General features: G+C 53.5%; 26 protein-coding genes and 1 rRNA gene. 19 read left to right on the forward strand and 8 right to left on the reverse strand.

Features of this window, described 5'->3' with window-relative positions:
- Positions 1-4: 4 nt before the first annotated feature.
- Together rrf and F3J29_RS00010 are read left to right on the forward strand one after the other, a co-directional pair.
- Positions 5-120 (forward strand): 5S ribosomal RNA (rrf, locus tag F3J29_RS00005).
- A gap of 203 nt (positions 121-323) precedes the next feature.
- Complete coding sequence (locus tag F3J29_RS00010; protein ID WP_166862035.1) at positions 324-1,622, forward strand: MFS transporter; 1,299 nt, start codon at positions 324-326, stop codon at positions 1,620-1,622.
- A 34-nt stretch (positions 1,623-1,656) separates the two neighbouring features.
- Here the strand turns inward: F3J29_RS00010 and pssA are convergent, their stop codons facing one another.
- From pssA to trxC, 4 genes are all read right to left on the reverse strand, one after another.
- Positions 1,657-3,012 (reverse strand): CDP-diacylglycerol--serine O-phosphatidyltransferase, encoded by a 1,356-nt coding sequence (gene pssA, locus F3J29_RS00015; protein ID WP_166864823.1) that lies wholly within the window; start codon positions 3,010-3,012, stop codon positions 1,657-1,659.
- 114 nt (positions 3,013-3,126) lie between these two features.
- Positions 3,127-5,787 carry a bifunctional acetate--CoA ligase family protein/GNAT family N-acetyltransferase gene (locus tag F3J29_RS00020; RefSeq protein ID WP_166862037.1) on the reverse strand — a complete coding sequence of 887 codons (2,661 nt, stop codon included), beginning with the start codon at positions 5,785-5,787 and terminating at the stop codon, positions 3,127-3,129.
- 32 nt (positions 5,788-5,819) lie between these two features.
- Positions 5,820-6,521 (reverse strand): tRNA-uridine aminocarboxypropyltransferase, encoded by a 702-nt coding sequence (locus tag F3J29_RS00025; RefSeq protein WP_166862038.1) that lies wholly within the window; start codon positions 6,519-6,521, stop codon positions 5,820-5,822.
- Between the two features lie 76 nt (positions 6,522-6,597).
- Positions 6,598-7,017 (reverse strand): thioredoxin TrxC, encoded by a 420-nt coding sequence (trxC, locus tag F3J29_RS00030; protein ID WP_166862039.1) that lies wholly within the window; start codon positions 7,015-7,017, stop codon positions 6,598-6,600.
- 206 nt (positions 7,018-7,223) lie between these two features.
- Between trxC and F3J29_RS00035 the strand changes: the two genes are divergently transcribed.
- Positions 7,224-8,294, forward strand: a complete 1,071-nt coding sequence (locus F3J29_RS00035; protein ID WP_166862040.1) for a tRNA/rRNA methyltransferase — start codon at positions 7,224-7,226, stop codon at positions 8,292-8,294.
- Between the two features lie 57 nt (positions 8,295-8,351).
- Here F3J29_RS00035 and ung read toward each other — a convergent pair whose 3' ends face one another.
- Positions 8,352-9,041 carry a uracil-DNA glycosylase gene (gene ung / locus F3J29_RS00040; RefSeq protein WP_166862041.1) on the reverse strand — a complete coding sequence of 230 codons (690 nt, stop codon included), beginning with the start codon at positions 9,039-9,041 and terminating at the stop codon, positions 8,352-8,354.
- Between the two features lie 319 nt (positions 9,042-9,360).
- Between ung and grcA the strand changes: the two genes are divergently transcribed.
- A complete protein-coding gene (gene grcA / locus F3J29_RS00045) occupies positions 9,361-9,744 on the forward strand; it encodes an autonomous glycyl radical cofactor GrcA (protein ID WP_008459527.1) in 384 nt (127 codons plus the stop codon).
- Positions 9,745-10,005: 261 nt separating this feature from the next.
- Here grcA and srmB read toward each other — a convergent pair whose 3' ends face one another.
- Complete coding sequence (gene srmB / locus F3J29_RS00050; RefSeq protein ID WP_166862042.1) at positions 10,006-11,343, reverse strand: ATP-dependent RNA helicase SrmB; 1,338 nt, start codon at positions 11,341-11,343, stop codon at positions 10,006-10,008.
- 121 nt (positions 11,344-11,464) lie between these two features.
- On the opposite strand from srmB, the gene trmN reads away from it, so the two are divergent.
- The gene (gene trmN / locus F3J29_RS00055) at positions 11,465-12,202 is read left to right on the forward strand and encodes a tRNA(1)(Val) (adenine(37)-N(6))-methyltransferase TrmN (protein WP_166862044.1); all 738 of its coding nucleotides are present in this window, start codon (positions 11,465-11,467) and stop codon (positions 12,200-12,202) included.
- Here the strand turns inward: trmN and nadB are convergent.
- Positions 12,187-13,803 (reverse strand): L-aspartate oxidase, encoded by a 1,617-nt coding sequence (gene nadB / locus F3J29_RS00060; protein ID WP_166862046.1) that lies wholly within the window; start codon positions 13,801-13,803, stop codon positions 12,187-12,189. The genes trmN and nadB overlap by 16 nt on opposite strands.
- A 298-nt stretch (positions 13,804-14,101) precedes the next feature.
- Here nadB and rseD point away from each other — a divergent pair, with 298 nt between their 5' ends.
- The 12 genes from rseD to acpS all read left to right on the forward strand — a co-directional run bounded on the left by rseD (position 14,102) and on the right by acpS (position 23,604).
- Complete coding sequence (gene rseD / locus F3J29_RS22820; protein WP_166990376.1) at positions 14,102-14,239, forward strand: rpoE leader peptide RseD; 138 nt, start codon at positions 14,102-14,104, stop codon at positions 14,237-14,239.
- Positions 14,236-14,811, forward strand: a complete 576-nt coding sequence (gene rpoE / locus F3J29_RS00070) for an RNA polymerase sigma factor RpoE (protein WP_008459517.1) — start codon at positions 14,236-14,238, stop codon at positions 14,809-14,811. The genes rseD and rpoE overlap by 4 nt, the downstream gene beginning before the upstream one ends.
- A 31-nt stretch (positions 14,812-14,842) precedes the next feature.
- Positions 14,843-15,490, forward strand: a complete 648-nt coding sequence (rseA, locus tag F3J29_RS00075; RefSeq protein WP_166862050.1) for an anti-sigma-E factor RseA — start codon at positions 14,843-14,845, stop codon at positions 15,488-15,490.
- Positions 15,490-16,455 (forward strand): sigma-E factor regulatory protein RseB, encoded by a 966-nt coding sequence (gene rseB / locus F3J29_RS00080; RefSeq protein WP_166862052.1) that lies wholly within the window; start codon positions 15,490-15,492, stop codon positions 16,453-16,455. Before rseA ends, rseB begins: the two co-directional genes overlap by 1 nt.
- Positions 16,452-16,934: a SoxR-reducing system protein RseC gene (rseC, locus tag F3J29_RS00085; protein ID WP_166862054.1), complete on the forward strand. Its 483-nt coding sequence runs from the start codon at positions 16,452-16,454 to the stop codon at positions 16,932-16,934. Before rseB ends, rseC begins: the two co-directional genes overlap by 4 nt.
- 194 nt (positions 16,935-17,128) lie before the next feature.
- Positions 17,129-18,928, forward strand: a complete 1,800-nt coding sequence (gene lepA, locus F3J29_RS00090; protein WP_008459509.1) for a translation elongation factor 4 — start codon at positions 17,129-17,131, stop codon at positions 18,926-18,928.
- 14 nt (positions 18,929-18,942) lie between these two features.
- Positions 18,943-19,917 (forward strand): signal peptidase I, encoded by a 975-nt coding sequence (gene lepB, locus F3J29_RS00095; RefSeq protein ID WP_008459507.1) that lies wholly within the window; start codon positions 18,943-18,945, stop codon positions 19,915-19,917.
- Between the two features lie 172 nt (positions 19,918-20,089).
- Complete coding sequence (gene rnc, locus F3J29_RS00100) at positions 20,090-20,770, forward strand: ribonuclease III (protein WP_008459505.1); 681 nt, start codon at positions 20,090-20,092, stop codon at positions 20,768-20,770.
- A complete protein-coding gene (gene era, locus F3J29_RS00105) occupies positions 20,767-21,675 on the forward strand; it encodes a GTPase Era (RefSeq protein ID WP_008459503.1) in 909 nt (302 codons plus the stop codon). Before rnc ends, era begins: the two co-directional genes overlap by 4 nt.
- 5 nt (positions 21,676-21,680) lie before the next feature.
- Positions 21,681-22,418, forward strand: coding sequence for a DNA repair protein RecO (recO, locus tag F3J29_RS00110; RefSeq protein WP_166862056.1), 738 nt, complete (start codon positions 21,681-21,683; stop codon positions 22,416-22,418).
- A 74-nt stretch (positions 22,419-22,492) separates the two neighbouring features.
- Positions 22,493-23,224, forward strand: a complete 732-nt coding sequence (gene pdxJ / locus F3J29_RS00115; protein WP_166862057.1) for a pyridoxine 5'-phosphate synthase — start codon at positions 22,493-22,495, stop codon at positions 23,222-23,224.
- Entirely contained in the window at positions 23,224-23,604 is a 381-nt protein-coding gene (acpS, locus tag F3J29_RS00120; protein ID WP_008459499.1) for a holo-ACP synthase, read from the forward strand. The genes pdxJ and acpS overlap by 1 nt, the downstream gene beginning before the upstream one ends.
- Here acpS and F3J29_RS00125 read toward each other — a convergent pair.
- On the reverse strand, positions 23,601-23,861 hold the full coding sequence (locus F3J29_RS00125; protein WP_045783589.1) for a YfhL family 4Fe-4S dicluster ferredoxin: 261 nt from the start codon (positions 23,859-23,861) through the stop codon (positions 23,601-23,603). The genes acpS and F3J29_RS00125 overlap by 4 nt on opposite strands.
- A 261-nt stretch (positions 23,862-24,122) precedes the next feature.
- Between F3J29_RS00125 and F3J29_RS00130 the strand changes: the two genes are divergently transcribed.
- Together F3J29_RS00130 and F3J29_RS00135 are read left to right on the forward strand one after the other, a co-directional pair.
- Positions 24,123-24,869, forward strand: coding sequence for a LexA family transcriptional regulator (locus F3J29_RS00130; RefSeq protein WP_166862059.1), 747 nt, complete (start codon positions 24,123-24,125; stop codon positions 24,867-24,869).
- Positions 24,870-25,190: 321 nt separating this feature from the next.
- Complete coding sequence (locus F3J29_RS00135; RefSeq protein ID WP_166862062.1) at positions 25,191-25,526, forward strand: antitermination protein N; 336 nt, start codon at positions 25,191-25,193, stop codon at positions 25,524-25,526.
- Positions 25,527-25,530 lie beyond the last annotated feature (4 nt).

The following is a 25,530-nucleotide window of genomic DNA, read 5'->3' on the forward strand; positions in this document are numbered from 1 at the left end:
TTTGCCTGGCGGCCGTAGCGCGGTGGTCCCACCTGACCCCATGCCGAACTCAGAAGTGAAACGCCGTAGCGCCGATGGTAGTGTGGGGTCTCCCCATGCGAGAGTAGGGAACTGCCAGGCATCAAATTAAGCATTAACCCCGACCGAAAGGACGGGGTTTTTTGCTTTTTAAACCATGCCTTTTCACAAAAATCTCCGTCTGCTCACAAAAGTTAATGTAACAACTCCGCAACAAGAAACTTCACATCGCAAAATTTCTTTCTCCTGCTTTACTGGATTCTGGGTTATTAGACCCATTCAGGAAGACAGGAGAAGAAAATAAAATGATTGAAACAACAAGCGAAGCAAATACTGTGCCGTCGGCGTCGGATACCCGCCGTCGCGTCTGGGCCATTGTTGGTGCTTCATCAGGGAATCTGGTTGAGTGGTTTGATTTTTATGTTTACTCGTTCTGCTCACTCTATTTTGCTCATATCTTTTTCCCAACGGGAAATACCACAACTCAGCTTCTGCAAACCGCCGGCGTTTTTGCCGCTGGCTTTTTGATGCGACCTATTGGAGGCTGGTTATTCGGGTACATTGCCGATAAACATGGACGTAAAAACTCCATGCTTATCTCCGTATGTATGATGTGTTTTGGATCGCTGGTCATTGCCTGCCTGCCAGGATACGGCACCATCGGCACATGGGCTCCGGCGTTATTACTTTTAGCTCGTCTGTTCCAGGGATTATCGGTGGGCGGAGAATACGGTACCAGCGCAACCTACATGAGTGAGGTGGCGGTAGAAGGTCGTAAAGGATTCTATGCCTCATTCCAGTACGTTACGCTCATTGGTGGGCAACTGGCCGCGTTGCTTGTTGTGGTTGTGCTTCAGCAAGTACTAAGCGATGAGGACTTACGTAGCTGGGGATGGAGAATTCCCTTTGCGATTGGGGCCGTGCTGGCGATTGTTGCTCTCTATCTTCGTCGCTCTCTGGATGAAACGTCGGATAAAGCGACCCGCGCGCACAAGGATGCCGGTACGCTCTCCGGGCTGTGGAAAAATAAAAAAGCCTTCATTATGGTGCTTGGCTTCACTGCCGGCGGCTCCCTGGCTTTCTATACATTCACCACCTATATGCAGAAATACCTGGTGAATACCGCAGGGATGCATGCGAATACGGCCAGCGCACTGATGACCTTTGCGCTGTTTATCTTTATGGTGCTGCAGCCGTTCTTCGGCGCACTGTCGGATAAAATTGGTCGTCGGAGTTCTATGCTCTGCTTTGGCGGCCTGGCTGCGGTGCTGACGGTTCCTATTTTGACGGCGCTGCAAAATGTTAGCTCACCTTATGCAGCCTTTGCTCTGGTGATGGCTGCGATGCTAATTGTCAGTTTTTACACTTCAATCAGCGGCATTCTTAAGGCAGAAATGTTTCCGCCTGAAGTCCGTGCCCTGGGCGTAGGCCTGTCGTATGCCGTTGCCAACGCCTTGTTTGGTGGCTCAGCAGAATATGTCGCCTTATCGCTGAAATCTATGGGCAGCGAAACAACCTTCTTCTGGTACGTCTCTGGGATGGGAGCCCTGGCATTTGCAGTTTCTCTGCTGCTGCACCGTAAAGGGAAAGGGATAAAGCTCTAGAAAGAAAAAGCCCTGCAGTGCAGGGCTTAAATATTTAGAGAATACGGCTTATTAAGCGGTCGATACGGATCCGGCGTAGGCGGCGAATCAGCTTGCGAACTTTCACCGGATATTCGGCGATGCTTTGCAGATCGCGATAATGCTTAACAACCGTTGTATGAGTGCGGATAAGCTCCAGCTCCCTGGTACGAATGCCCTCCAGCTCTCTTTTGGGATCGTGAATAAGCAGGGCATTTTCCAGATCCAGGCGCCACGCGCGCGGATTAAGGTTATTCCCGGTTAGCAGCATCCACTCGTGGTCCACCCACATGCCTTTCAGGTGGTAGCTGTTATCCCCATCCTTCCACAAACGTACAATCAACTGCCCGGTATTGACATAATATTGCAGGCGGCTGAGGAAGCGGCGCAGGTTAATTTCATAGAGATAAGGCAGCGCGCCAATAATCTTGAATGGCTGATCTTCCGGAATATAGAAATCATTCGCCGTCTTATCGCCAACGATAATCTCAACCTGTTTGCCGTCCCGCAGCAGCTGTATGATATTGCGGACCAGGACTGCTGGCAGGTTGAAGTATGGCGTGCAGATAGTGAGCTTTTGCTCTGCACAAGGCATGAGATGAAAAATCGTTTTATTCAGCAGACTGGATTTTCCCAGCCCAACCAGCGGCGTAACTGACAGCTGATCGTTATCTGCATCACCGTGGAAAATAAAGCTAGCGTCACGTAATTCCTGGCGGAAGAGGCGGATATCGTTTTTGATCTCAGGGCTTTTTACTCGCTCGGCAACATCCAGACGATTCACCGCCCGGCCGTTCACCAGATTCTGGTTAACCCAGCCATACATGATGTCAGCCAGAGAGCGGTTGCGAATGATTTGGTAGCGGTCATAGCGATATTTATCATGCTGATGCAGATAAACGTCATTGAGGCTGGCCCCACTGTATACGACGCTGTCATCGATAATAAAGCCTTTGAAATGCAACACGCCAAGGGCTTCGCGAGTATTGACGGGCACGCCGTAGACCGGAATATTCACATCGGGGAACTGCTCGGCCATGCGGTGATACCAGTCCGCATTGGTGTTGGCAGCGGCAGCACCAATACGCCCGCGTTGAGCTCGGTGCCAGTCAACCAGCACGGAAACATCTAAATCTGGCCGCTGCTGCTTGGCCTGATAGAGCGCGGACAGAATTCCTTTGCCGCCGTCATCCTGTTCAAGATACAACGCAATAATGCAAATACGCTGCGTTGCGCTGGCGATTTTTTTCAGCAGCGTTTCGCGGAAATCCGCTGGGGAGAACAGGGTTTCTACATCATCAACTGATTGAGAAAGCTTCGGTAACTGGGCAAGGTGTTGTTGATGTTTATTACGTTTAAATTTAGACAACATCACAGTGCTTATCTTCTCTTTTCATTGGATGGCCTTCTGCAAAATCCAGACGTCATAACTTGCTGATAATACCACTACTGCTACGCAAAGTGAGTATGTTTTCCAGTACCTTACTCACGAATCTACGCTTTTATCCAGCGGTAGCGTCAGACTGACAATGCCATCTTCAAGCTGAATATCAACGCTGAAACCCAGTTTGCGGGCCAGGGTAATCATGCCCTGGTTGTTCGGCATCGTTATGCCATTCAGCCGCTGGAGGCCATGTTGCCTGGTGTAATCGATGAGCTTAGTCAGCAAACGTCGGCCGAGCCCAAGCCCTTTTAAATCGGAACGAACCAGCACAGCGAACTCGGCATCAACGTTGTCAGGGTCTGAAATGGCTCGCGTGACGCCGAGGATCTCATCGTTGCCTTTTATTCTTCTGACTGCCACGAACGCCATTTCTCGATCGTAGTCGATCTGCGTCATATTGGCTAAATCTTCGTGGGTAAATTCATTGATCTCACTGAAATAGCGATAGTAGAGATCCTCTTTTGTTACCTGAGCAATAAAACGCTGCAGCTGAGGTTCATCCTCTGGAAGGATAGGGCGGAACAGGCAGCGGTCACCGTTCTTAAGCTGCACCAATTCCTCAAGCTGATGAGGATAAGGACGCACCGCCAGCCTGCCATCGGCATCCCCCGTAAATTCGGCCAATTCCAGAGTGACATCCAGCAGGGTGAACTCGTTGCCGGATGCCAGCAGCGGATGAATATCAAGTCTCACAATCTCCGGGCAATCAACGATCAGGTTAGAGACTTGAACCAGCACTTCGCTGATCCCGGCAATATCCAGCGGGCGTAGTGCGCTCCGGCTTCGAATCTTGCCGTTTTTGATCGCCTGAATAACAAGGTAGCGGGCCAGATTCATGTTTAGCGGGGGAAGGGCAACCGCCGCCTGCCGCTCGGGCCGCCATTCTACGCCACCTTCGCCCAGCATGATCAACGGCCCAAACACCGGATCGTGTTCAACGACGACTCGTAACTCCTGCGCGCCTGCGCGGTTTGCCATGCTTTGCACCAGAAGACCGTGAATGCGAGCCTGGGGCCAGGCCATTTTTACGCGGTCGATGATGGCTTCGGCGGCTTGCTGCACTTCACTGGCCGTTCGCAAATAGAGCATAACGCCCTGAACTTCCGACTTATGGGGAATATCCGGAGAACGAAGCTTTAATGCGACGGGATAACCAATTTGCTCGGCGATATGCACCGCTTCCGCACTGTCGCCAGCAATCCACGTTGGCAGGGTTGTTAGTCCATAAGCTTCAAGCACCGGCCTGACTTCATGGGTGTCGAGCGTTGTGGCTCCCTGATGCAAGGCCTGCTGGATAAGACGGTGAGCGTCGCTGGTGTTTGCAGTTAGGTTCGCCGGCAGAGCAGGGGTTTCACGCAATTGTTTCTGGTTACGGCGATACTCGACCATATGCATAAATGCCGTTACCGCGCCCTCTGGTGTTCTGTAAGTCGGAATACCGGCATCGCTAAACAGACGCCGGGCTTCCTGGGAGGAATACTCCCCGCACCAGTTGGTAATAATAGTGAGATATTTGCCACGAGGATGCCGCTGCAGCAAATCGATCAGGGCGAGGGCGCTTGCGGTTCCGGGCGCGGCGGCGCTGGGGGAATGAATAACCATTAAGGCATCAAAATCATGGCTATCCAGCAATTTTTCCACGGCCAGCAGGTAACGGCCGGGCGTGGCATCATCACGCAGGTCTATTGGGTTTCCTGCCTCAACGCCCGGAGGAAGTATTTCAACGAGAGTCTGCAGGGTTTCTTCACCCAACGTCGCCAGTTTGCCGTTACGTAGCCACAGCTCATCAAGCGCCAGCGCCGCCGGCGCCGCGCCGTTGCTGACAATCATCAGCCGTTCGCCGCGTAAAGGGCGCATATGGCTGAGGGTCTCTACGGCGGAGAAAAGTTCGTGCGTGTCCTGCACCCGAAGTAAACCTGCTCGCTGTATCGCCGCATCCCAGGCTGCATCCAGGCCTGGATGGGTTTTCAGTAGCGTTTGTGCTTTGCTGCTGCGCCCGCTTTTGATGACCAGAATCGGTTTGTTACGCGAAGCACTTCTTGCGGCGGAAACAAAGCGTCGCGCATCGCTCAGATGTTCGAGATACAGCAGGATAGCGCTGGTTTTCGTATCTCTGGCCAGATAATCAAGCAGTTCATCCACATCGATATCCAGGCTATCGCCAAGCGCGATAAACCAGGAAAAGCCCATCTCGCGCTGCTGTGCCCAGTCCAGAATGGTGTTGGACACCGCGGCCGACTGAGAAATAAACGCCAGTTTACCTTTTTGGATGGGGACTGGAGAAAAGCTGGCATTTAGCCCCTGCCAGGGCGCCAGCAGGCCAAGGCTATTCGGGCCAAGCAGGCGAATTTGCCAGCGAGCGGCGCAGGCCAGCAATTCGGATAATTGCTCAGGTGGGGCAGATAAGATAATGCAGGCCTTGCAGCCTTTATTGCCCAGAGCTTCAAGCAGAGTCAGGTTTCGTTGGGAATGCGTACAGATAATCGCCAAATCGGGTGCCAGCGGCAGGCTGGCAATATCCGGCCAGGCAAGCACTCCGCACACGGCTTTGTGAGTCGGCGTCACCGGCATTACCGGGCCATTGAAGCCGCCAGCAAGCAAGTTGCGCATCATTAAATAACCGGCGCGGTCGGCTTTTGCCGAAGCGCCGATAACGGCAATGGATTTTGGACGCAGCAGCGCTTCCAGGCCTCGTTGGCTCACGACGCTCTCCCCTGAGTGATGTTCAGGAGAGTCTAAACGTTTTCTTCCACTTCTGCTGTGACGCTGCCCTGATGATGGGGTTTCCCCGCCAGATAGCGCTCGCGGAAAAGAGTGAAATGCTGCGTTAATCCTTTGGAGGCTGCTGCATCCCCTGCCAGTTCAAGCAGGGCTGCGGCGACTTCTGCGGTGCAATATTGGCCGTCCGCATGGGCCTCACGCAGGCGATACGCTGAGGTCATACTTAAATCTACGGAAATGACCGGGAGCGCATCGAGATAAGGGCTTTTACGGAACATTTTGCGCGCCTCAGTCCAGGTGCCATCAAGCATGATAAACAGCGGCGGCTTGCCGATCATCGGCGGCGCAGTCAGTACTGCCCGAGCGCCGTCGGCGTAAGAGGCGGGAAAAACCACCATCGGCTGGTAATCCGGGCTGGCAACAAGATCCAGCAGCGCCTGAGGGGGCTCCGTGCGTGACCATTGAAATGCTTCGGTTTCCGGTAAGACATCGGCAATGAGCCGCCCGGTATTACTTGGCTTCATGGGTTCAGTATCAAACATCACAAGGCAAAAGCGGCTGCGGGCATGCTGCGGCTGAAGCGTCTCGCACAGGCAATTTTTCAAAGGTAGCAGGCAACGCTGGCAGCGGCGAACGCGATTGCCACGGGCGAGAAAGGGACGCGTCGCGCGGGCAAGGCGGGTGGCGCGAAGGCGAAGAACGGCGTTTTCGGTCATTAATGATGAATGTTCGGCTAAAAACGCCATTCTACCGTAGATAGGGAAAGGGGGCTTAAAAAATGCCCCCTCACAATCAGATATTTTCGTCCAGCCAGCTATCAAAAGGGGCTTTTGGCATCGCCCCATTCAGCATGTCCACGACCTGGCCATTTTTAAAAATCATAATGGTTGGGATGCTTCTGATGCGAAAACGGGCGCTCAGTTCCTGCTCGGCTTCGGTATTCACCTTCACAAAGCGAACCTTGCCGCTACGTTCTTCGGCAACATCTTCAAAAACAGGGGCGAAGTTCACGCACGGGCCGCACCACGGTGCCCAAAAATCAACCACAACTGGCAGATCATCTTTCAGGAGTTTATCCAGCGTTGCCGCCGTGGCGTTGACGATTTCACCGTCAAACAGTTCATGACCGCAGCGACCGCACTTTGCGCCGTCATCAATGCGGTCGTCAGGAATGCGATTAATGGCCTGGCAGTCGGCACAAACGGTATTCATAACACACCTCAAAGAGAATGATTGAAATCGGTGTCTGGCACCGTGGATGTTTCAAATATGTTACATATTATCGACGAATATGGGGAGGCCAACAAAGTGATTTATTCGATGAGTACAATAGTTTTTAGCTTTTAAGCAAAGTTAATGGCTAACCCATGGCACATCAGGTAATCTGCGCGCTTCGCGCTCAGCCCGGTGGAGGAAAAATGAACGACGAATTTAAAGGTAAAAGCGGCAAGGTCAAAGTGATGTATGTCCGCGGTGACGACGAAAGCGAAAATCGCGGCCAAAACCCGCGTACGGGCAAAGGTGGTGGGCGTCCTGCCGGTGCGTCACGTGGTGAAGGCGGCGGTCGCCGTCAGGCTCGTCACGATGATAAACCTCGCGGCGGGCGCGATCGTAATGAACGTAACGACAGAGGCGATCGCGGTGAAGCGGCTTCCCCATGGCGTACCGTTTCCCGTGCCCCGGTAGACGCTGCGCTGTCGACATCAGACAATGAAGGTACGACTAAACATATCGTTGACCCGGAAGTGATTCGTCGCCAGCGCGCCGAAGAAGCCCGTGTGTACGGTGAGAATGCTTGTCAGGCGCTGTTCCAGAGCCGCCCGGAAAGCATCGTGCGCGCCTGGTTTATCCAGAGCGTGACGCCTCGCTTTAAAGAAGCGCTGCGTTGGATGGCAGCAAATCGCAAGGCCTACCACGTGGTGGACGATGCCGAGCTGACAAAAGCCTCCGGCACTGAACATCATGGCGGCGTTTGCTTCATTATTAAAAAACGCAGCGGCATCAGCGTGCAGACCTGGCTGAACAAAGCCGGAGAAGAAGACTGCGTGCTGGCCCTGGAGGATGTGGGCAACCCGCACAACCTGGGTGGGATCATGCGCAGTTGCGCGCACTTCGGCGTGAAAGGTTTGTTGATTCAGGATGCTTCCCTGCTGGAGTCCGGGGCGGCGATTCGTACCGCAGAAGGCGGGGCCGAGCACGTGGTGGCGATCAGCGGCGAGACGTTTGGCGATGGGCTGGAAGCTTTCCGTAAAGCTGGCTACACCATCGTGACCACCTCAAGCCACCAGGGCACCCCGCTGTATAAAGCGGAGCTGCCGAAGAAAATGGTGCTGGTGCTGGGCCAGGAACGAGATGGCGTTTCCGACACGACTTTTGAAAGCGCAGATATGAGCGTCGCCATTGAAGGCACCGGTAACGTTGAGAGCCTCAACGTATCGGTAGCGACTGGCGTGCTGCTGGGCGAATGGTGGCGCCAGAACAAGGCGTAATACCTTCACCAGCGATAAAAAAACCAGCGTAATTGCTGGTTTTTTTTCGCCCGGGTTTTAGCCATTTGCCTGTGGCAGCTGTGGCACCCAGTCGATGGGCTGTTCTCCCCGCCCGGCCAGATACTCATTCGCCTTCACGAAATGCCCGCAGCCAAGAAAACCACGATGCGCAGAAAGCGGAGAAGGATGCGGGGCGGTCAGGACGTGGTGGCGCTGGCGATCGATAATGCTGCCTTTGCGCTGGGCATGGGCCCCCCACAGCAGGAACACCACGCCTTCACGGTGTTCATTAATGAGGGCGATAACTTTGTCGGTAAAAGTTTCCCAGCCAAAATTGGCGTGAGAATGCGCTTTGCTTGCTTCGACGGTAAGTACCGTATTGAGGAGCAACACGCCCTGCCGGGCCCAGCTTTCAAGATATCCGTGCGTAGGGCGGGTAAAGCCAGGGACTGAAGCCTCAAGCTCTTTATACATATTGACCAGCGAAGGCGGGGGCGCAATGCCCGGAAGCACGGAGAAAGAAAGTCCGTGCGCCTGGCCTGGGCCGTGATAGGGATCCTGCCCCAAAATCACCACTTTGACATCGCCTAGCTCGGTAAAGCGAAAAGCGTTGAAAACATCTTTTTGCGGAGGGTAAACGGTCACGCCTGCAGCGCGCTCTGCCGCGACGGCGCTAAGCGTATTAATAAAGTAAGGCTGCCGTTTCTCTTCTGCCAGCACGTCGTGCCAGGTGAGGTGGGTGGTCATCTCGCTCTCCCGCGAATCAGTATTGCCCGATAGCTTAACTGCTTCTTCCTCCCGAGCAAAATAGTGCGTGGCATCAATGGGCTACGGCACTAAATAAAGTTGAAAATTTACAAAAATTTTAGCATGCAGTGAATGGGCTAAGTTGATGTAAAACAAATAAAACCAGTTAAAGCCATTTTTAGTGTGTGGATTTAATTGATTTAAGTCAAAGAATCACGCCTGGCGGACTGATATAAGAACAACAAAGCAACAAAGGTTTTACCAATGAGCCAGAGCGCTGGCCCAAAGAATCAGCACATTACCCTGAGGGAGAAATAAAATGATTACTGGTATCCAAATTACAAAAGCGGCAAACGACGAACTTCTGAACTCTTTCTGGCTGCTCGACAGTGAAAAAGGCGAAGCTCGCTGCGTGTGTGCGAAAGCGGGTTTTGCGGAAGATGAAGTAGTAGCGGTCAGTAAACTGGGCCAGTTTGAATACCGTGAAATTCCAATGGAAGTGAAACCTGAAGTTCGCGTTGAAGGCGGACAGCACCTGAACGTTAACGTCCTGCGTCGTGAAACGCTGGAAGATGCGGTTAAGCATCCGGAAAAATATCCGCAGCTGACCATTCGTGTTTCCGGCTACGCGGTGCGCTTCAACTCTCTGACCCCGGAACAGCAGCGCGACGTGATTACCCGTACTTTCACTGAAAGCCTGTAATTCAGTTCCTGCCGTTGAGAATAAAGAGCGCCGCCTGGCGCTCTTTCACGCTAATAGAAAATCCGCACTGCACAGTAAACCCGCATCAGCACCCGGCACAGGTTCCCTAAATTTCCTGGGGCTGCCAGCACGACGCTCATTCCTTCGATGTCGCCATCTTCACCGTATACGATAGGGCAGGAATGCCGTAAAGAATAACTGTTTGCAGGAAAACGCCGGGTCAGGGCAATAAAAAACGCCGGGAAGGTCCCGGCGTGAATGTTATTCGTCGACTTTCGGCGACTCTGTTGTGGCTGCCGCAGTTGGCTTCCGGCGTTTACCGACGTTTTTCTTGTCGCGATGACGCACTTTAACGCGCGGCTTCTCTTTGTCTTTTTCTTTCTTCTTCTCTTCGCGCTTAGCCAGTACTTTTTTGGATGGCTTACCGGTCAGCTTCTCGCTTGGTGCTCGCGTCGTTGGGCGCAATTCGTCAATAACGCGAGATTTAAGCGGCTCTTTCATGTAGCGGGTAATTTTACCCAGCAACAGATGATCGTGTGCTTCAACCAGCGAAATCGCTGTGCCTTTCATGCCTGCGCGACCAGTGCGGCCGATACGGTGCAGGTAAATATCCGCGGTGCGCGGCAGGTCAAAGTTGAACACGTGGCTAACGTCAGGAATATCGATCCCACGCGCAGCTACATCGGTAGCGACCAGAACGTTTACGCGACCGTCGGTCAGGCGCTTGATCGCTTCGTTACGCTTGGCCTGTACCATTTCGCCTTCAAGATAGCAGGTGTTGATCCCCACTTCGCGCAGCCAGGCAACCAGCTCATGCACTCGCTCACGTTTACGCACGAAGACGATAGAGCGGGTGGTATCCGGCTGGTTCAGCAAATGAACGAGTAATTTTGTTTTGTGCTCAACGTCATCAGCGCGGTAGTACCACTGATGAATCTTCTTGCGCTCGCGCGTGGATGGCGTGGCGGAAACCTCAACCGGATCTTCCAGCAGACGCTCGGCAAAGTCTTTAACCGCGTTGCCTTCCAGGGTAGCCGAAAACAGCATGGTTTGCTTGCGCCAGCGGGTTTCTGCTGCGATGGTTTCAATGTCTTGTGCGAAGCCCATGTCCAGCATGCGATCTGCTTCATCAAGGATCAACGTTTCAACCGCACGGCAGTCGAAGTTCTCTTCCTTTATGTATTGCAGCAGTCGGCCGGTGGTGGCAACCACGATATCCTGGTTCTCGCTGAAAACTTCAGCGTGGTTCATATATGCTACGCCGCCGGTGATGGTGGCGATATCCAGATGAGTATGCTTTGCCAGTTCACGCGCATGGTCGGCGACCTGCATCGCGAGTTCACGGGTCGGCGTGACGATCAGAATACGCGGCGGGCCAGATTTCTTACGAGGAAAGTCGACCAGATGCTGTAGCGCTGGCAGCAGGTAAGCTGCGGTTTTACCGGTACCCGTCGGTGCTGAACCCAGCACGTCGCGTCCTTCAAGTGCAGGAGGAATGGCCGCTGCCTGGATGGCAGTCGGGCGAGTAAAGCCTTTCTCCTGGAGCGCGTCCAAAAGGCTTTCATCAAGTTCGAGTTCGGAAAAAGTGCTTACAGTCATGGTCTACCTCTGTTTGGGACGCCGATTATAGACATAATGACCGCGATCTTCATCTGTTTGTGTCTTTCCGTAGATGTCCGTTTCACTTATGCTACGGCGGTTTCTTTGCAAGGTAGATAAGATGTCGGATCAAAAAGCGGTATTACGTCGGGATGGTTTCACCTTCAAACAGTTCTTTGTGGCGCACGATCGCTGCGCCATGAAGGTGGGAACAGATGGGACGCTGCTCGGTGCATGGGTGCCGGTAGTTAATGTAAAAAGTGTCCTGGATATTGGCACCGGCAGCGGTTTGCTGGCGCTGATGCTCGCCCAGAGAACCGCTGATGATGTCACTATCGAAGCCGTGGAGCTGGATCCGGTTGCTGCAGAGCAGGCGGCAGAAAACGCCAAAGGCTGCCGCTGGGCTTCACGTATTCATGTTCACTGTGCGGACATTCGCGAGTGGGCTCAGCAGGCAACTCAGCGCTACTCTTTAATTGTCAGTAATCCGCCTTTCTTTGAGCAGGGCAGCAACTGTGCATCGCCAGAGCGAGCTCAGGCACGTTATACCACGACGCTGGATCATCAGGCCTTGCTCAGCAGCGCTGAACAGCTGATCACCGAAGACGGTTTCTTCTGTGTGATCATGCCGGAAACTGCCGGGACGGCATTCAGCGAGCTGGCAAAATCACAGGGTTGGCACGTGCGTTACCGTACTGATGTGGCCGACAATGAAACTCGCCTGCCGCATCGGGTGATGCTCGCGCTTTCTCCAACGGGCGGAGAATACTACAACGACCGCCTGGTGATTCGTGGGCCAGACCAAAGCTACTCTGAAGGCTATTGCAGCCTGACCCAGGACTTCTACCTGTTTATGTAGAGCGGGGAAAGTACGCTTGGGCCGGATTCATTGAGCTGCTCGGGATAATCCAGCGTGTAGTGCAGGCCCCGACTCTCTTTACGCTGCATAGCGCAGCGCACGATGAGTTCGGCAACCTGCACCAGGTTTCTTAGCTCAAGAAGATTGTTTGAAACGCGGAAATTAGCATAGTACTCATCAATCTCTTGCTGCAGCATGGTAATTCTTCGCAGCGCCCGCTCCAGTCGGCGAGTGGTACGAACGATCCCAACGTAGTCCCACATAAAGAGCCGCAGCTCATGCCAGTTATGCTGGATAACAACCTGTTCGTCTGGATTATCCACACGGCTGTCATCCCAGTCGGGCAACGTTTTACTTTCTCGCGCGTACGGCAGGCGTTTCAGAATATCTTCCGCAGCAGACCAGCCATAAACCAGGCATTCTAGCAGAGAGTTTGAGGCCATTCGGTTAGCGCCGTGCAGGCCGGTATACGTTACTTCGCCAATGGCGTACAGCCCGTCAACGTCGGTGCGCCCGTGCTCATCTACCATTACGCCACCGCAGGTATAATGCGCGGCAGGGACTACGGGAACCGGATCTTTGGTTAAATCAATGCCTAGCCCAAGCAGCTTCTCATAAATAGTGGGGAAGTGCTGGCGAACAAACGCCTCTGGCTTATGACTGATATCCAGATACATGCAGTCTGCGCCCAGGCGTTTCATTTCGTGATCGATAGCCCTGGCAACAATATCACGCGGGGCAAGCTCGGCCCGGTCATCAAACTCTGGCATAAAGCGTGAACCATCCGGACGCTTCAGGTAGGCACCTTCCCCACGTAGCGCCTCGGTCAGCAGGAAGTTTCGCGCCTGAGGATGGAACAGCGCCGTCGGATGAAACTGGTTGAATTCCAGGTTGGCGACCCGGCAGCCTGCGCGCCATGCCATCGCGATACCGTCTCCGGATGCGATATCAGGGTTTGTTGTATATTGATAGACCTTTGAAGCGCCACCAGTGGCTAAAACGACTGATTTCGCACGGCAGGTTTCAACTTTTTCAAGATTACGATTCCATATCCAGGCACCGACGACTCGCCTTGTACCCGGCAGGCCTATTTTGTCAGAGATAATCAGGTCGACGGCGTTGCTGCGTTCGATGATACGAATATTTGGGTGATTGAGGGCCTTGCCGACTAGCGTGGTTTCAACTTCCTTCCCGGTGGCATCTGCAGAATGAAGAATTCGCCGATGGCTGTGGCCACCTTCACGCGTCAAATGGTAGCTCTCTTCACCATTCGCCAGCGTGTGGGTGTCGAACATGACGCCCTGATCAATCAGCCACTGGACGCAGTGTTTTGCATTGCTTGCCACAAATTCTACGGCGTCAGGATCGCAAATTCCTGCCCCGGCTATTAGCGTATCGTCAATATGGGAAGCGATGCTGTCGGTTTCATCGAAAACGGCGGCAATCCCTCCCTGTGCATAAAAAGTTGAGCCTTCGTTAACCGGGCCTTTACTTAGCACAATGACCTTGCTGGTTTGAGCCAGGCGTAGCGCGAGAGAAAGACCGGCCGCGCCGCTACCAACAATTAATACATCACAGACCAGATCGCTATTTATGTTCATTATGTTTAATTTACTAAACAAGGATTGCCGGAGCATAGCATCGGATGGGATTTTGAACACACTTTTTTTGTTTTAGCGTTGTGCAGACTAAACAGGCCGGGCGGTAACGTGGTTGAGAGGAACTGAGCAAATTGCGTAAATAAATCTCATCCCGAAAGGATATACGGCAGATTAGGTGATGAAATACCTGGATTCATGCGATACTCTGCTCGCTAACTTTTTGAGCATTGATTCAGAAGAATCGGCGTTACCGTTTTGCGAAGCGGAACTTATAATGAAAATATGCAATCCGCTAAACATGACAGAAAAACAAAGGCGTAACGGAACTTTGCTGGCCTCGGGCACTCAAACTCAAAGCTTGCTCAAAAATGCAGGGTTCGAGTGGCATTTCGATTACGCGTGGAAATTGGGTTTGGGGAGACATTACCTCGGATGAGCGAGCAGTTAACGGATCAGGTCCTCGTCGAACGGGTCCAAAAGGGAGATCAGAAATCATTTAACCTACTGGTGATACGCTACCAGCATAAGGTTGCGAGCCTGGTTTCCCGCTATGTGCCTTCGGGAGATGTTCCCGATGTGGTGCAGGAATCTTTTATTAAAGCTTATCGCGCGCTGGATTCGTTCCGTGGCGATAGTGCGTTTTATACGTGGTTGTATCGTATAGCGGTCAACACGGCCAAAAATTATCTGGTTGCTCAGGGACGGCGTCCGCCATCAAGTGATGTGGACGCCATTGACGCTGAAAACTACGAAAGTGGCAGCGCATTGAAAGAAATTTCGAACCCTGAGAACTTAATGTTGTCTGAAGAACTGAGACAAATAGTTTTCCGTACTATTGAGTCACTCCCGGAAGATTTACGCATGGCAATTACGTTGCGGGAGTTGGATGGTCTGAGCTATGAAGAGATAGCCGACATCATGGATTGCCCGGTAGGTACTGTGCGTTCTCGTATTTTCCGCGCAAGGGAAGCTATTGATAATAAAGTTCAACCGCTTATCAGGCGTTGACGATAGCGGATTACTGGAAGGGTATTTAGGCATGCAGAAAGAACAACTTTCCGCTTTAATGGATGGCGAATCTCTCGATAGCGAGTTGCTCAATCGCCTGTCAAACGACAGTGAGTTGCAGCAAAGCTGGGAGAGTTACCACCTTATCCGCGACACAATGCGCGGAGATACCAGCGAAGTGCTCCATTTTGATATTTCTGCCAACGTGATGGCGGCTATCGCAAATGAACCTGCGCGTAACGTCGCGCCGCTCATTACCGAGTCTCAGCCGCAGCCTCAGCAGTGGCAGAAAATGCCGTTCTGGCATAAGGTGCGTCCGTGGGCAAGCCAGCTTACCCAAATGGGCGTTGCTGCGTGCGTATCGCTTGCGGTTATCGTAGGCGTGCAGCACTATAACGTTCAGTCTGACAGCACCGCACAGCCGGAAACGCCGGTGTTTAACACCTTGCCTATGATGGGTAAAGCTAGCCCGGTAAGCTTGGGTGTACCGTCTGACACGACCGCCAGCAACAGCAGTCAGCAAGTACAGGAACAGCGTCGCCGTATTAACGCTATGCTGCAGGATTACGAATTGCAGCGTCGTTTACACTCCGAGCAGCTCCAGTTTGAGCAGGCGCAAACCCAGCAGGCTGCTGTGCAAGTGCCAGGAAACCAAACTTTAGGAACGCAATCGCAGTAATGAAGCAACTTTGGTGTGCCCTGTCTCTCGTGGCAGGCAGCCTGTTGTTCACCTCCAGCGCCTCGGCGGACACTGTTTCGTCCGGGGCGCTGTTGCAGCAGATGAACCAGGCTAGTCAGTCACTCAATTATGAGCTGGCGTTTATCAATATCAGCAAACAAGGGATTGAGTCCCTTAGTTATCGCCACGCACGTCTTGATAACCGCCCGCTTGCGCAATTCCTGCAAATGGATGGCCCGCGCCGCGAAGTCGTTCAGCGCGGCAATGAAATCAGCTACTTTGAACCTGGGCTTGAGCCATTCACGCTCACCGGGGACTACATCGTCGATTCTCTGCCTTCCATCGTTTATACCGACTTTAAGCGTCTGACCCCGTACTACGACTTCATTTCTGTCGGGCGCACGCGTATTGCCGACAGATTATGCGAAGTGATTCGCATCGTCGCTCGGGATGGCACCCGCTATAACTACATTGTCTGGCTCGATACCGAAACCAAGCTGCCGCTTCGCGTTGATTTACTGGATCGCGATGGCGAAACGCTCGAACAGTTCCGGGTTGTTTCATTCTCTGTCGAAAATCAGGCGAGCGGGCTGCTGCAGAATTTAGCGAAGGCGACGCTGCCTCCGCTGCTGTCTGTTCCTGGTGCAGAAAAGGCCAGTTTTACATGGGCACCAACATGGCTGCCGCAAGGCTTCAGCGAAGTGTCGAGTAGCCGCCGGCCGCTGCCAACCGTGGGTGTTCCTATCGAATCTCGACTTTATTCTGATGGGTTGTTCAGTTTCTCGGTGAACATCAGCCAGGCTCCGTCTCAGGCAGTTAATGGCGAGCAGCTTGTGCGGACCGGTCGGCGGACAATTAGCACAGAAATTCGTGATAAAACCGAAATCACCGTTGTAGGTGAATTGCCTCCGCAAACGGCAAAACGCATTAGCGATAGCGTGAAGTTTAATGGTGCGACGCAATGATTAAAGAATGGGCGACGGTCGTCTCCTGGCAAAACGGTGAAGCGTTGCTGCACTGTGATGTAAAAGCCTCTTGTAACAGCTGCGCTTCGCGTTCGGGATGTGGCACGCGTGTTCTGAACAAACTGGGACCGCAAACCAGCCATCTGCTGTCTGTGCCAAGCGAACAGCCGCTGGTTGCAGGGCAAAAAGTGGAGCTGGGCATTGCGGAAAGTAGCCTGTTAGGGTCCGCGCTGTTAGTGTACATGCTGCCGCTGGTCGGGCTATTTTTGTGCTCAGGCCTTTTCCAGACGCTGTTTGGTACCAACCTGGCCGCCATGTGCGGGGCTTTGCTTGGCGGCGTGGGAGGCTTTCTGCTTGCTCGCGGTTTTTCCCTGCATTTCAGCCGCCGCGAGAGCTGGCAGCCGGTAATTCTAAGCGTTGCGCTTAGTCCGGATGCGCTGCGCGTCGATACGTCTGCGCCGCCGGCTGAAAATCAATAAATTCCCTTCAACTGACATCTCTTTGCACATCCTGCTTATGGCTTACCTAAGCTTGCAGGATGAGCAGTTTCCTCACTTTCTGGTTGTAGTGTAGAATGCGGCGTTTCAGGCAGAAGACAGTCTCTGACATCCTGCTCCGTACAGCGCGAAGCGCCGAGCTCACAGGCCATTTGTAAGGCATAAAACCTCTAACTATGAAGAATATACGTAACTTTTCTATTATTGCCCACATCGACCACGGTAAATCGACGCTGTCTGACCGTATCATCCAGATTTGCGGCGGCTTGTCCGACCGTGAAATGGCCGCGCAGGTTCTCGACTCAATGGACCTGGAACGCGAACGTGGTATCACCATCAAAGCGCAAAGCGTCACCCTCGACTACAAAGCCAGCGACGGTGAAACTTACCAGCTGAACTTCATTGATACCCCAGGGCACGTTGACTTCTCTTATGAAGTATCCCGCTCGCTTGCGGCATGTGAAGGGGCGCTGCTGGTGGTGGATGCCGGGCAGGGCGTTGAGGCTCAAACCCTGGCGAACTGCTACACGGCGATGGAAATGGATCTGGAAGTGGTGCCGGTTCTGAACAAAATTGACCTGCCGGCGGCCGATCCTGAGCGCGTAGCGGAAGAAATTGAAGACATCGTGGGCATCGACGCCACCGACGCGGTGCGCTGCTCGGCGAAAACTGGCGTGGGCGTACCGGATGTATTAGAGCGCCTGGTGCGTGATATTCCGGCGCCAGAAGGCGATCCAGATGCCCCGCTGCAGGCGCTGATCATCGACTCCTGGTTCGATAACTACCTGGGCGTTGTTTCCCTGATCCGCGTGAAAAACGGTACTCTGCGCAAAGGTGACAAAGTCAAAGTCATGAGCACAGGCCAGGTGTATAACGCCGATCGCCTGGGCATCTTTACGCCTAAGCAAATCGACCGTACCGAACTGAAATGCGGTGAAGTAGGCTGGCTGGTTTGTGCCATCAAAGACATCCTGGGCGCGCCGGTGGGCGATACCCTGACGCTGTCCCGTAATCCGGCGGATAAAGCGCTGCCGGGCTTTAAAAAAGTGAAGCCGCAAGTTTATGCCGGCCTGTTCCCTGTCAGCTCCGACGATTACGAAAACTTCCGCGATGCACTCGGCAAGCTCAGCCTGAACGACGCCTCCCTGTTCTACGAGCCAGAAAGCTCAACGGCGCTGGGCTTCGGCTTCCGCTGTGGCTTCCTGGGCCTGCTGCACATGGAGATTATCCAGGAGCGTCTGGAGCGTGAGTACGATCTCGATCTGATCACCACCGCGCCAACCGTAGTTTACGAAGTGCAAACGACGAGCAAAGAGATCGTCTACGTTGACAGCCCGTCTAAGCTACCTCCGCTCAACAACATCGAAGAGCTGCGCGAGCCGATTGCGGAATGTCACATGCTGCTGCCGCAGGAGTTCCTCGGCAACGTGATTACGCTGTGTATCGAAAAACGCGGCGTGCAAACCAACATGGTTTATCACGGCAACCAGGTTGCGCTGACCTATGAAATCCCAATGGCGGAAGTGGTGCTCGACTTCTTCGACCGCCTGAAGTCCACTTCTCGTGGCTATGCGTCGCTGGATTACAATTTCAAACGTTTCCAGGCTTCCAACATGGTACGCGTTGATGTACTGATAAATGGCGATCGCGTTGATGCGCTGGCGCTTATCACCCACAACGACAACGCGCCTTACCGTGGCCGTGAGCTGGTGGAAAAAATGAAGGATCTGATCCCTCGCCAACAGTTCGACATCGCGATTCAGGCTGCCATCGGCAACCATATTATTGCGCGTTCGACGGTGAAACAGCTGCGTAAAAACGTTCTGGCTAAGTGCTACGGCGGCGACGTTAGCCGTAAGAAAAAGCTGCTGCAGAAACAGAAAGACGGTAAGAAACGCATGAAGCAGGTCGGCAACGTCGAGCTGCCGCAGGAAGCGTTCCTGGCCATTCTGCACGTCGGCAAAGACAGCAAATAATCTAAGGAGTTGGCATGGCGAATATGTTTGCTTTGATCCTCGTGGTAGCCACGCTGGTGACGGGCATTTTATGGTGTCTGGATAAGTTTATCTTTGCACCAAAACGTCGTGAAAAACAGGCGGCAGCGCAAGCTGCCACCGGTGACGCACTGGACAAAAAGACGCTAAAAAAAGTTGGCCCTAAACCGGGCTGGCTGGAAACCGGTGCGTCGGTATTTCCGGTGCTGGCGATTGTGCTGGTGGTGCGTTCATTTATTTATGAGCCTTTCCAGATCCCTTCCGGTTCGATGATGCCAACGCTGTTAATCGGTGACTTTATTCTGGTGGAGAAATTTGCCTACGGCATTAAAGATCCGATTTATCAGAAAACCTTAATTGAAACCGGGCATCCAAAACGCGGCGATATTGCGGTATTTAAATATCCTGAAGATCCGCGTCTGGATTATATTAAGCGCGTTGTGGGGCTGCCGGGCGACCGGGTAAGCTACGACCCGCAGTCAAAAGAAGTTACCGTTCAGCCTAATTGCAGTTCCGGCCAGGCCTGCGATAACGCGCTGCCAATCACTTATTCCAACGTTGAAGCCAGTGATTTTGTGCAGACTTTTGCTCGTCGCAACGGCAGTGAAGCGACTTCCGGTTTCTTCCAGTTGCCTAAAGACCAGACCCGTGAAGACGGTGTTCGCCTGAGCGAGCGCAAAGAAACGCTGGGCAACGTCACCCATAACATTCTGACGGTGCCAATCGCGCAGGATCAGGTGGGGATGTACTACCAGCAGTCCGGCTTGCCGCTGGCGACATGGATTGTTCCGCCGGGTCATTATTTCATGATGGGTGATAACCGCGACAATAGCGCAGACAGCCGCTATTGGGGCTTTGTACCGGAGCAAAATCTGGTCGGTAAAGCGACAGCCATTTGGATGAGTTTCGAGAAACAAGAAGGTGAATGGCCAACGGGTGTTCGTTTAAGCCGAATTGGCGGCATTCATTAAATAATTAATCCCACAAACTAACGACATCCCCTGTCGTTGTGTATAGAATATTCCCGCCTTTAAAGATTGGCTCCCGAAAGGGAGCCACGGCACACGAAACAGCGTTGGTTTCCTTTTTTCAGGTCTGTTCCGTGTGCTGAATAGTTGACGCATTCATTAATTTTGGTATCGCATGAATCCCATCGTAATAAACAGGCTGCAGCGGAAGCTGGGCTACACTTTTCAACATCAGGATCTGTTGCAGCAGGCATTAACCCATCGTAGTGCCAGCAGCAAACACAACGAGCGTCTTGAGTTTTTGGGTGACTCCATTCTCAGTTATGTCATCGCGAATGCGCTGTATCACCGTTTTCCTCGCGTAGACGAGGGGGACATGAGCCGCATGCGCGCGACGCTGGTTCGTGGCAATACGCTGGCGGAAATCGCGCGGGAGTTCGAACTGGGCGAATGCCTGCGTCTTGGGCCGGGTGAACTGAAAAGTGGCGGTTTCCGCCGGGAGTCGATTCTTGCCGATACCGTGGAAGCGCTGATCGGTGGCGTCTTCCTCGACAGCGACATTCAGAACGTTGAGCGTCTGATTCTCTCCTGGTATCAGACCCGTCTCGACGAAATCAGTCCAGGCGACAAGCAAAAAGATCCGAAAACGCGTCTGCAGGAGTATCTGCAGGGTCGCCATCTGCCGCTGCCGTCGTATCTGGTGGTGCAGGTGCGTGGTGAAGCGCACGATCAAGAATTTACCATTCACTGTCAGGTGAGTGGCCTGCCTGAGCCTGTTGTAGGCACGGGTTCAAGCCGCCGTAAAGCAGAACAGGCTGCGGCTGAGCAGGCGCTGAAAAAGCTGGAGCTGGAATGAGCGAAGAAAAAACGTATTGCGGCTTCGCGGCCATTGTTGGTCGCCCGAACGTCGGCAAATCCACGCTGCTGAATCAGCTGCTTGGGCAAAAAGTTTCCATTACCTCGCGTAAGGCGCAAACCACGCGCCACCGCATCATGGGCATCCATACCGAAGGGCCATATCAGGCGATTTACGTCGATACCCCGGGGCTGCACATGGAAGAAAAACGCGCGATTAACCGCCTGATGAACCGCGCCGCGAGCAGCTCCATCGGCGACGTTGAGCTGGTTATCTTCGTGGTGGAAGGCACCCGCTGGACGCCGGATGACGAAATGGTGCTGAACAAGCTGCGCGACAGCCGCGCGCCGGTAATTCTGGCGGTCAACAAAGTTGATAACGTTCAGGATAAAACCGTCCTGCTGCCGCACCTGCAGTTCCTCGGCAGCCAGATGAATTTCCTCGATATCGTGCCTATCTCAGCAGAAACCGGGATGAACGTTGATACCATCGCGGAAATCGTCCGTAAGCACCTGCCGGAAGCGATCCACCACTTCCCGGAAGAGTATATTACCGACCGTTCCCAGCGCTTCATGGCGTCTGAGATCATTCGTGAAAAGCTGATGCGCTTCCTGGGCGCTGAACTGCCGTATTCCGTAACCGTAGAAATCGAGCAGTTTGTGACCAACGAACGCGGTGGCTACGACATCAACGGACTGATCCTCGTTGAGCGTGAAGGGCAGAAGAAGATGGTGATTGGCAACAAAGGGGCCAAAATCAAAACCATCGGCATCGAAGCCCGTAAAGACATGGAAGAGATGTTCGAAGCTAAAGTTCACCTCGAACTTTGGGTGAAGGTGAAATCCGGCTGGGCCGATGACGAGCGTGCATTACGCAGTCTCGGTTATACCGACGACCTGAGCTAAAACTAATGGAAGGCTGGCAACGGGCTTTTGTCCTGCATAGTCGCCCCTGGAGCGAAACCAGCCTTCTGCTCGACCTGTTTTCTGAAGAGTCCGGCCGCGTTCGTCTGATTGCCAAAGGCGCGCGCTCCAAACGCTCAAACCTGAAAGGCGCTCTGCAGCCTTTTACCCCTCTGCTGGTTCGCTGGGGCGGCCGTGGCGAAGTCAAAACGCTGCGCAGCGCCGAAGCGGTTTCTCTGGCACTTCCCTTAAGCGGTATCGCGCTCTATAGCGGCCTGTACGTCAACGAGCTGGTGGCTCGTGTCCTTGAGCAGGAAACCCGCTTCTCCGAACTGTTCTTTGATTACCTCCACTGTATTCAGGCCTTAGCTGGCGCTACGGGCACACCGGAGCCTGCGCTGCGCCGCTTTGAGCTGGCGTTATTGGGGCACCTTGGCTACGGCGTGGACTTCCTGCACTGCGCCGGCAGCGGGGCGGGCGTCGATGACACCATGACTTACACTTATCGTGAAGAGAAAGGCTTTATTGCCAGCGTGGTGATTGGCCACAGCAGTTTTACCGGACGCCAGCTCAGAGCGCTGGCCGAACGCGAGTTTCCGGACGCCGACACGCTCCGTGCCGCCAAGCGTTTCACGCGTATGGCCCTCAAACCGTATCTGCAGGGAAAACCCCTCAAAAGTCGCGAGCTGTTCCGCCAGTTTGTGCCTAAAAAAACACCACATGAACCTTCGGATAGCTCACAGTAATCACAGACCGTAGCCAGGATTTCCCCGGCAGGTGTACACTGCCCGGCATCTGTCTGCGAACTCTGAGGATTGTCATGGCTGAATTACTGTTAGGCGTCAACATCGATCACATCGCTACCCTGCGTAACGCGCGCGGTACGGCATATCCGGACCCGGTTCAGGCCGCGTTTATTGCGGAGCAGGCGGGTGCCGATGGTATTACCGTGCACCTGCGTGAAGATCGTCGCCACATCACCGACCGTGACGTTCGCGTTCTGCGTGAAACCCTCGACACCCGCATGAATCTTGAAATGGCCGTCACCGAAGAGATGATCGGTATTGCCTGCCAGACGAAACCGCATTTCTGCTGCCTGGTGCCGGAAAAACGTCAGGAAGTGACCACTGAAGGTGGCCTCGATGTTGCCGGTCAACTGGAGAAAATGCGCGATGCCTGTCGGCGCCTGGCTGACGCCGGTATTCTGGTTTCTCTGTTTATTGATGCCGACCACGCGCAGATTGACGCGGCGGTGGCCGTGGGTGCGCCTTACATTGAAATTCACACCGGCTGCTATGCGGATGCTGAAAACGAAGCTACCCAGGCCAAAGAACTGGCGCGTATTGCTGAAGCCGCGAGCTATGCCGCTGCTAAAGGGCTGAAGGTGAATGCTGGCCACGGGCTGACGTATCACAACGTTCAGGCTATCGCTCGGATCCCTGAAATGCATGAGCTGAACATTGGCCACGCTATTATCGGGCGTGCGGTCATGAGCGGTCTTAAAGAGGCCGTGGCTGAAATGAAACGCCTGATGCAGGAAGCGCGCCGCTAATGGCCATTCTCGGTCTCGGCACGGACATTGTGGAAATTGCGCGTATTGAAAGCGTCATTTCCCGTTCCGGTGACCGGCTGGCAAAGCGCGTGCTGAGTCAAAACGAATGGGTGCTGTATCAGGCACACCAGCAGCCGGTGCGTTTTCTGGCGAAGCGTTTTGCGGTGAAAGAGGCGGCAGCGAAAGCCTTTGGCACCGGGATCCGTAACGGACTGGCGTTTAACCAGTTTGAAGTGTTTAACGACGCGCTGGGCAAGCCTCAGCTGCGTTTTTGGGAAGAGGCGGAACGGCTGGCTGAAAAGATGGGGGTGCGATCGGTGCACGTTACCCTGGCGGATGAGCGCCATTACGCCTGCGCGACGGTGATCATCGAAAGCTAAAGTTTGTCCGCATGGTGGAGCAGCACGAACTTATCCCACAGCTGCTCTTCACTTTCAATGTGTGCCGGGTCGCTAATTATCGTGCTGGGGATAGGGCAAACTTTCTGGCAGGTCGGGGTTTCGTAATGGCCCACGCATTCCGTGCAGCGGTCGGTATCGATCTGATAGATAGCATCTCCCATGGAGATGGCCTGATTAGGGCACTCCGGCTCGCACATATCGCAGTTGATGCACTTCTTCGTAATTAATAACGCCATTTCAACCTGTTACCAGCCCCACCGTACTAAAAGATATATTCATATTTCGCGCTCAAAACATTGCAAAAGACTGTATATTTAACCAGTGTTAAATCTGATTAAAGATAACGGCTAAGGCAGGGACGTTTTGATGGCGCGCACTTTACCACAAAAGCAGATCATCCCCAATGATACTGCGCCTTTAAGTTTTGTGCTTTGTGTACTTTCAGTACGTGTTATCATTGAACTATTGGTCACGATAAACACGGTGGGATCGTACTTATGGTACAGAGAGAACAACTGCGCGAAGCTTTTTCCCGCAGGCTGGCGCAGGCCTGCAGCGAAGCAAACCTCGATGAGTTCGGGCGCGGTATGGCGATAGCGCGCGCGCTGGGCGTTTCCTCCAAGGCCGTCAGCAAGTGGCTTAACGCCGAAGCGATCCCCCGGCAGGATAAAATGTACGAACTGGCAACCTTTCTTCGGGCCGACGCGCTCTGGCTTCAGCACGGCAGTGAAACGGGCTATCAAAGTGAAGGGCGCGAGAGTTCAGCCGGTCATGAAGAGGCGGCCGTTTATCCTTTCCAGCCGCGCGAAGAGCCGGGTTTTCGTATCGATGTGCTGGACATTGAGGCCAGCGCGGGGCCCGGGCGACTGGTCTCCAGTGAAGTTACCGAAACCATTAACCACATTGTTTACGACAGCCAGGAAGCGCTGGAACTGTTCGGTCACCGTCCGGCTTCAACAATAAAAGTCATTACCGTCACCGGCGACAGCATGTCCGGCACCATTGAACTGGGCGACTATATCTTTGTGGATATCGGCAAAGATTATTTCGACGGGGACGGCATCTACGTGTTCCTCTATAAGGGGCAACTGCTGGTGAAGCGCCTGCAGATGACTCACGACTGCCTGCTGGTTCGCTCGGACAACCCGAAGTACGCCGACTGGCGGATCAGCGAAGAGAACGAACAGCACCTCAAAATCATTGGTCGGGTGATGTACAGCCATTCCATTCGCCGCCACGCCTGAGATAACTCATCCCTCAAGCTGCAGCCGTGTTGGCTGCACTCTCCTGCCGCCTTGCAGCAACTCGAATGCTAATTGATATAAAAATGATGTTATAAATCAATTGCTAATTGTCATTTAGGCTTTTTTTTTAAATATTTCGTACTTTTGGTTCTTGACGAAATCGTACTATTGGTTCAATATTAATTCATCGGCAGGACGCACCGACTCACAAGGCAAGTGAACGCTCCTTAACATCTGGCCCTGAAAAAGGGCACATACACCAAAGCAAGAAGCTTTGGGATATCAGAGAGATATCGCCAAAGTTGATTGACAGGAGGTTGTATGGACGCACAGGCACGTCGCCGCCAGCGCCGCGAAGCTAAACAGGCCGTCTGGAAAGCTGCCAACCCGCTGTTAGTCGGGATAAGAGCGAAACCTGACGCACGACCTGTTCTCTCGCTAGCCCGTAAACCCGGGCATCGTCCCGACAAGGCGCTGGAGGTGATTAACATCTATGGCCTGCAAATCATCCAGCAGGCAGAGCATTATCAGCGACTGCGCCAGAAGTTAGACGCCAGGCAAAAAAGCGTTTATCAGGCCGCGCCCCGCAACGAATCCGGCTTACCGGAAGCCGCGGGCAAGCAGATCCGACGCGGAAAACCGATTCCACTGATTTAACGCC

The organism is Enterobacter sp. Cy-643 (assembly GCF_011752815.1).
In the GTDB taxonomy this organism is placed as follows: domain Bacteria; phylum Pseudomonadota; class Gammaproteobacteria; order Enterobacterales; family Enterobacteriaceae; genus Cedecea.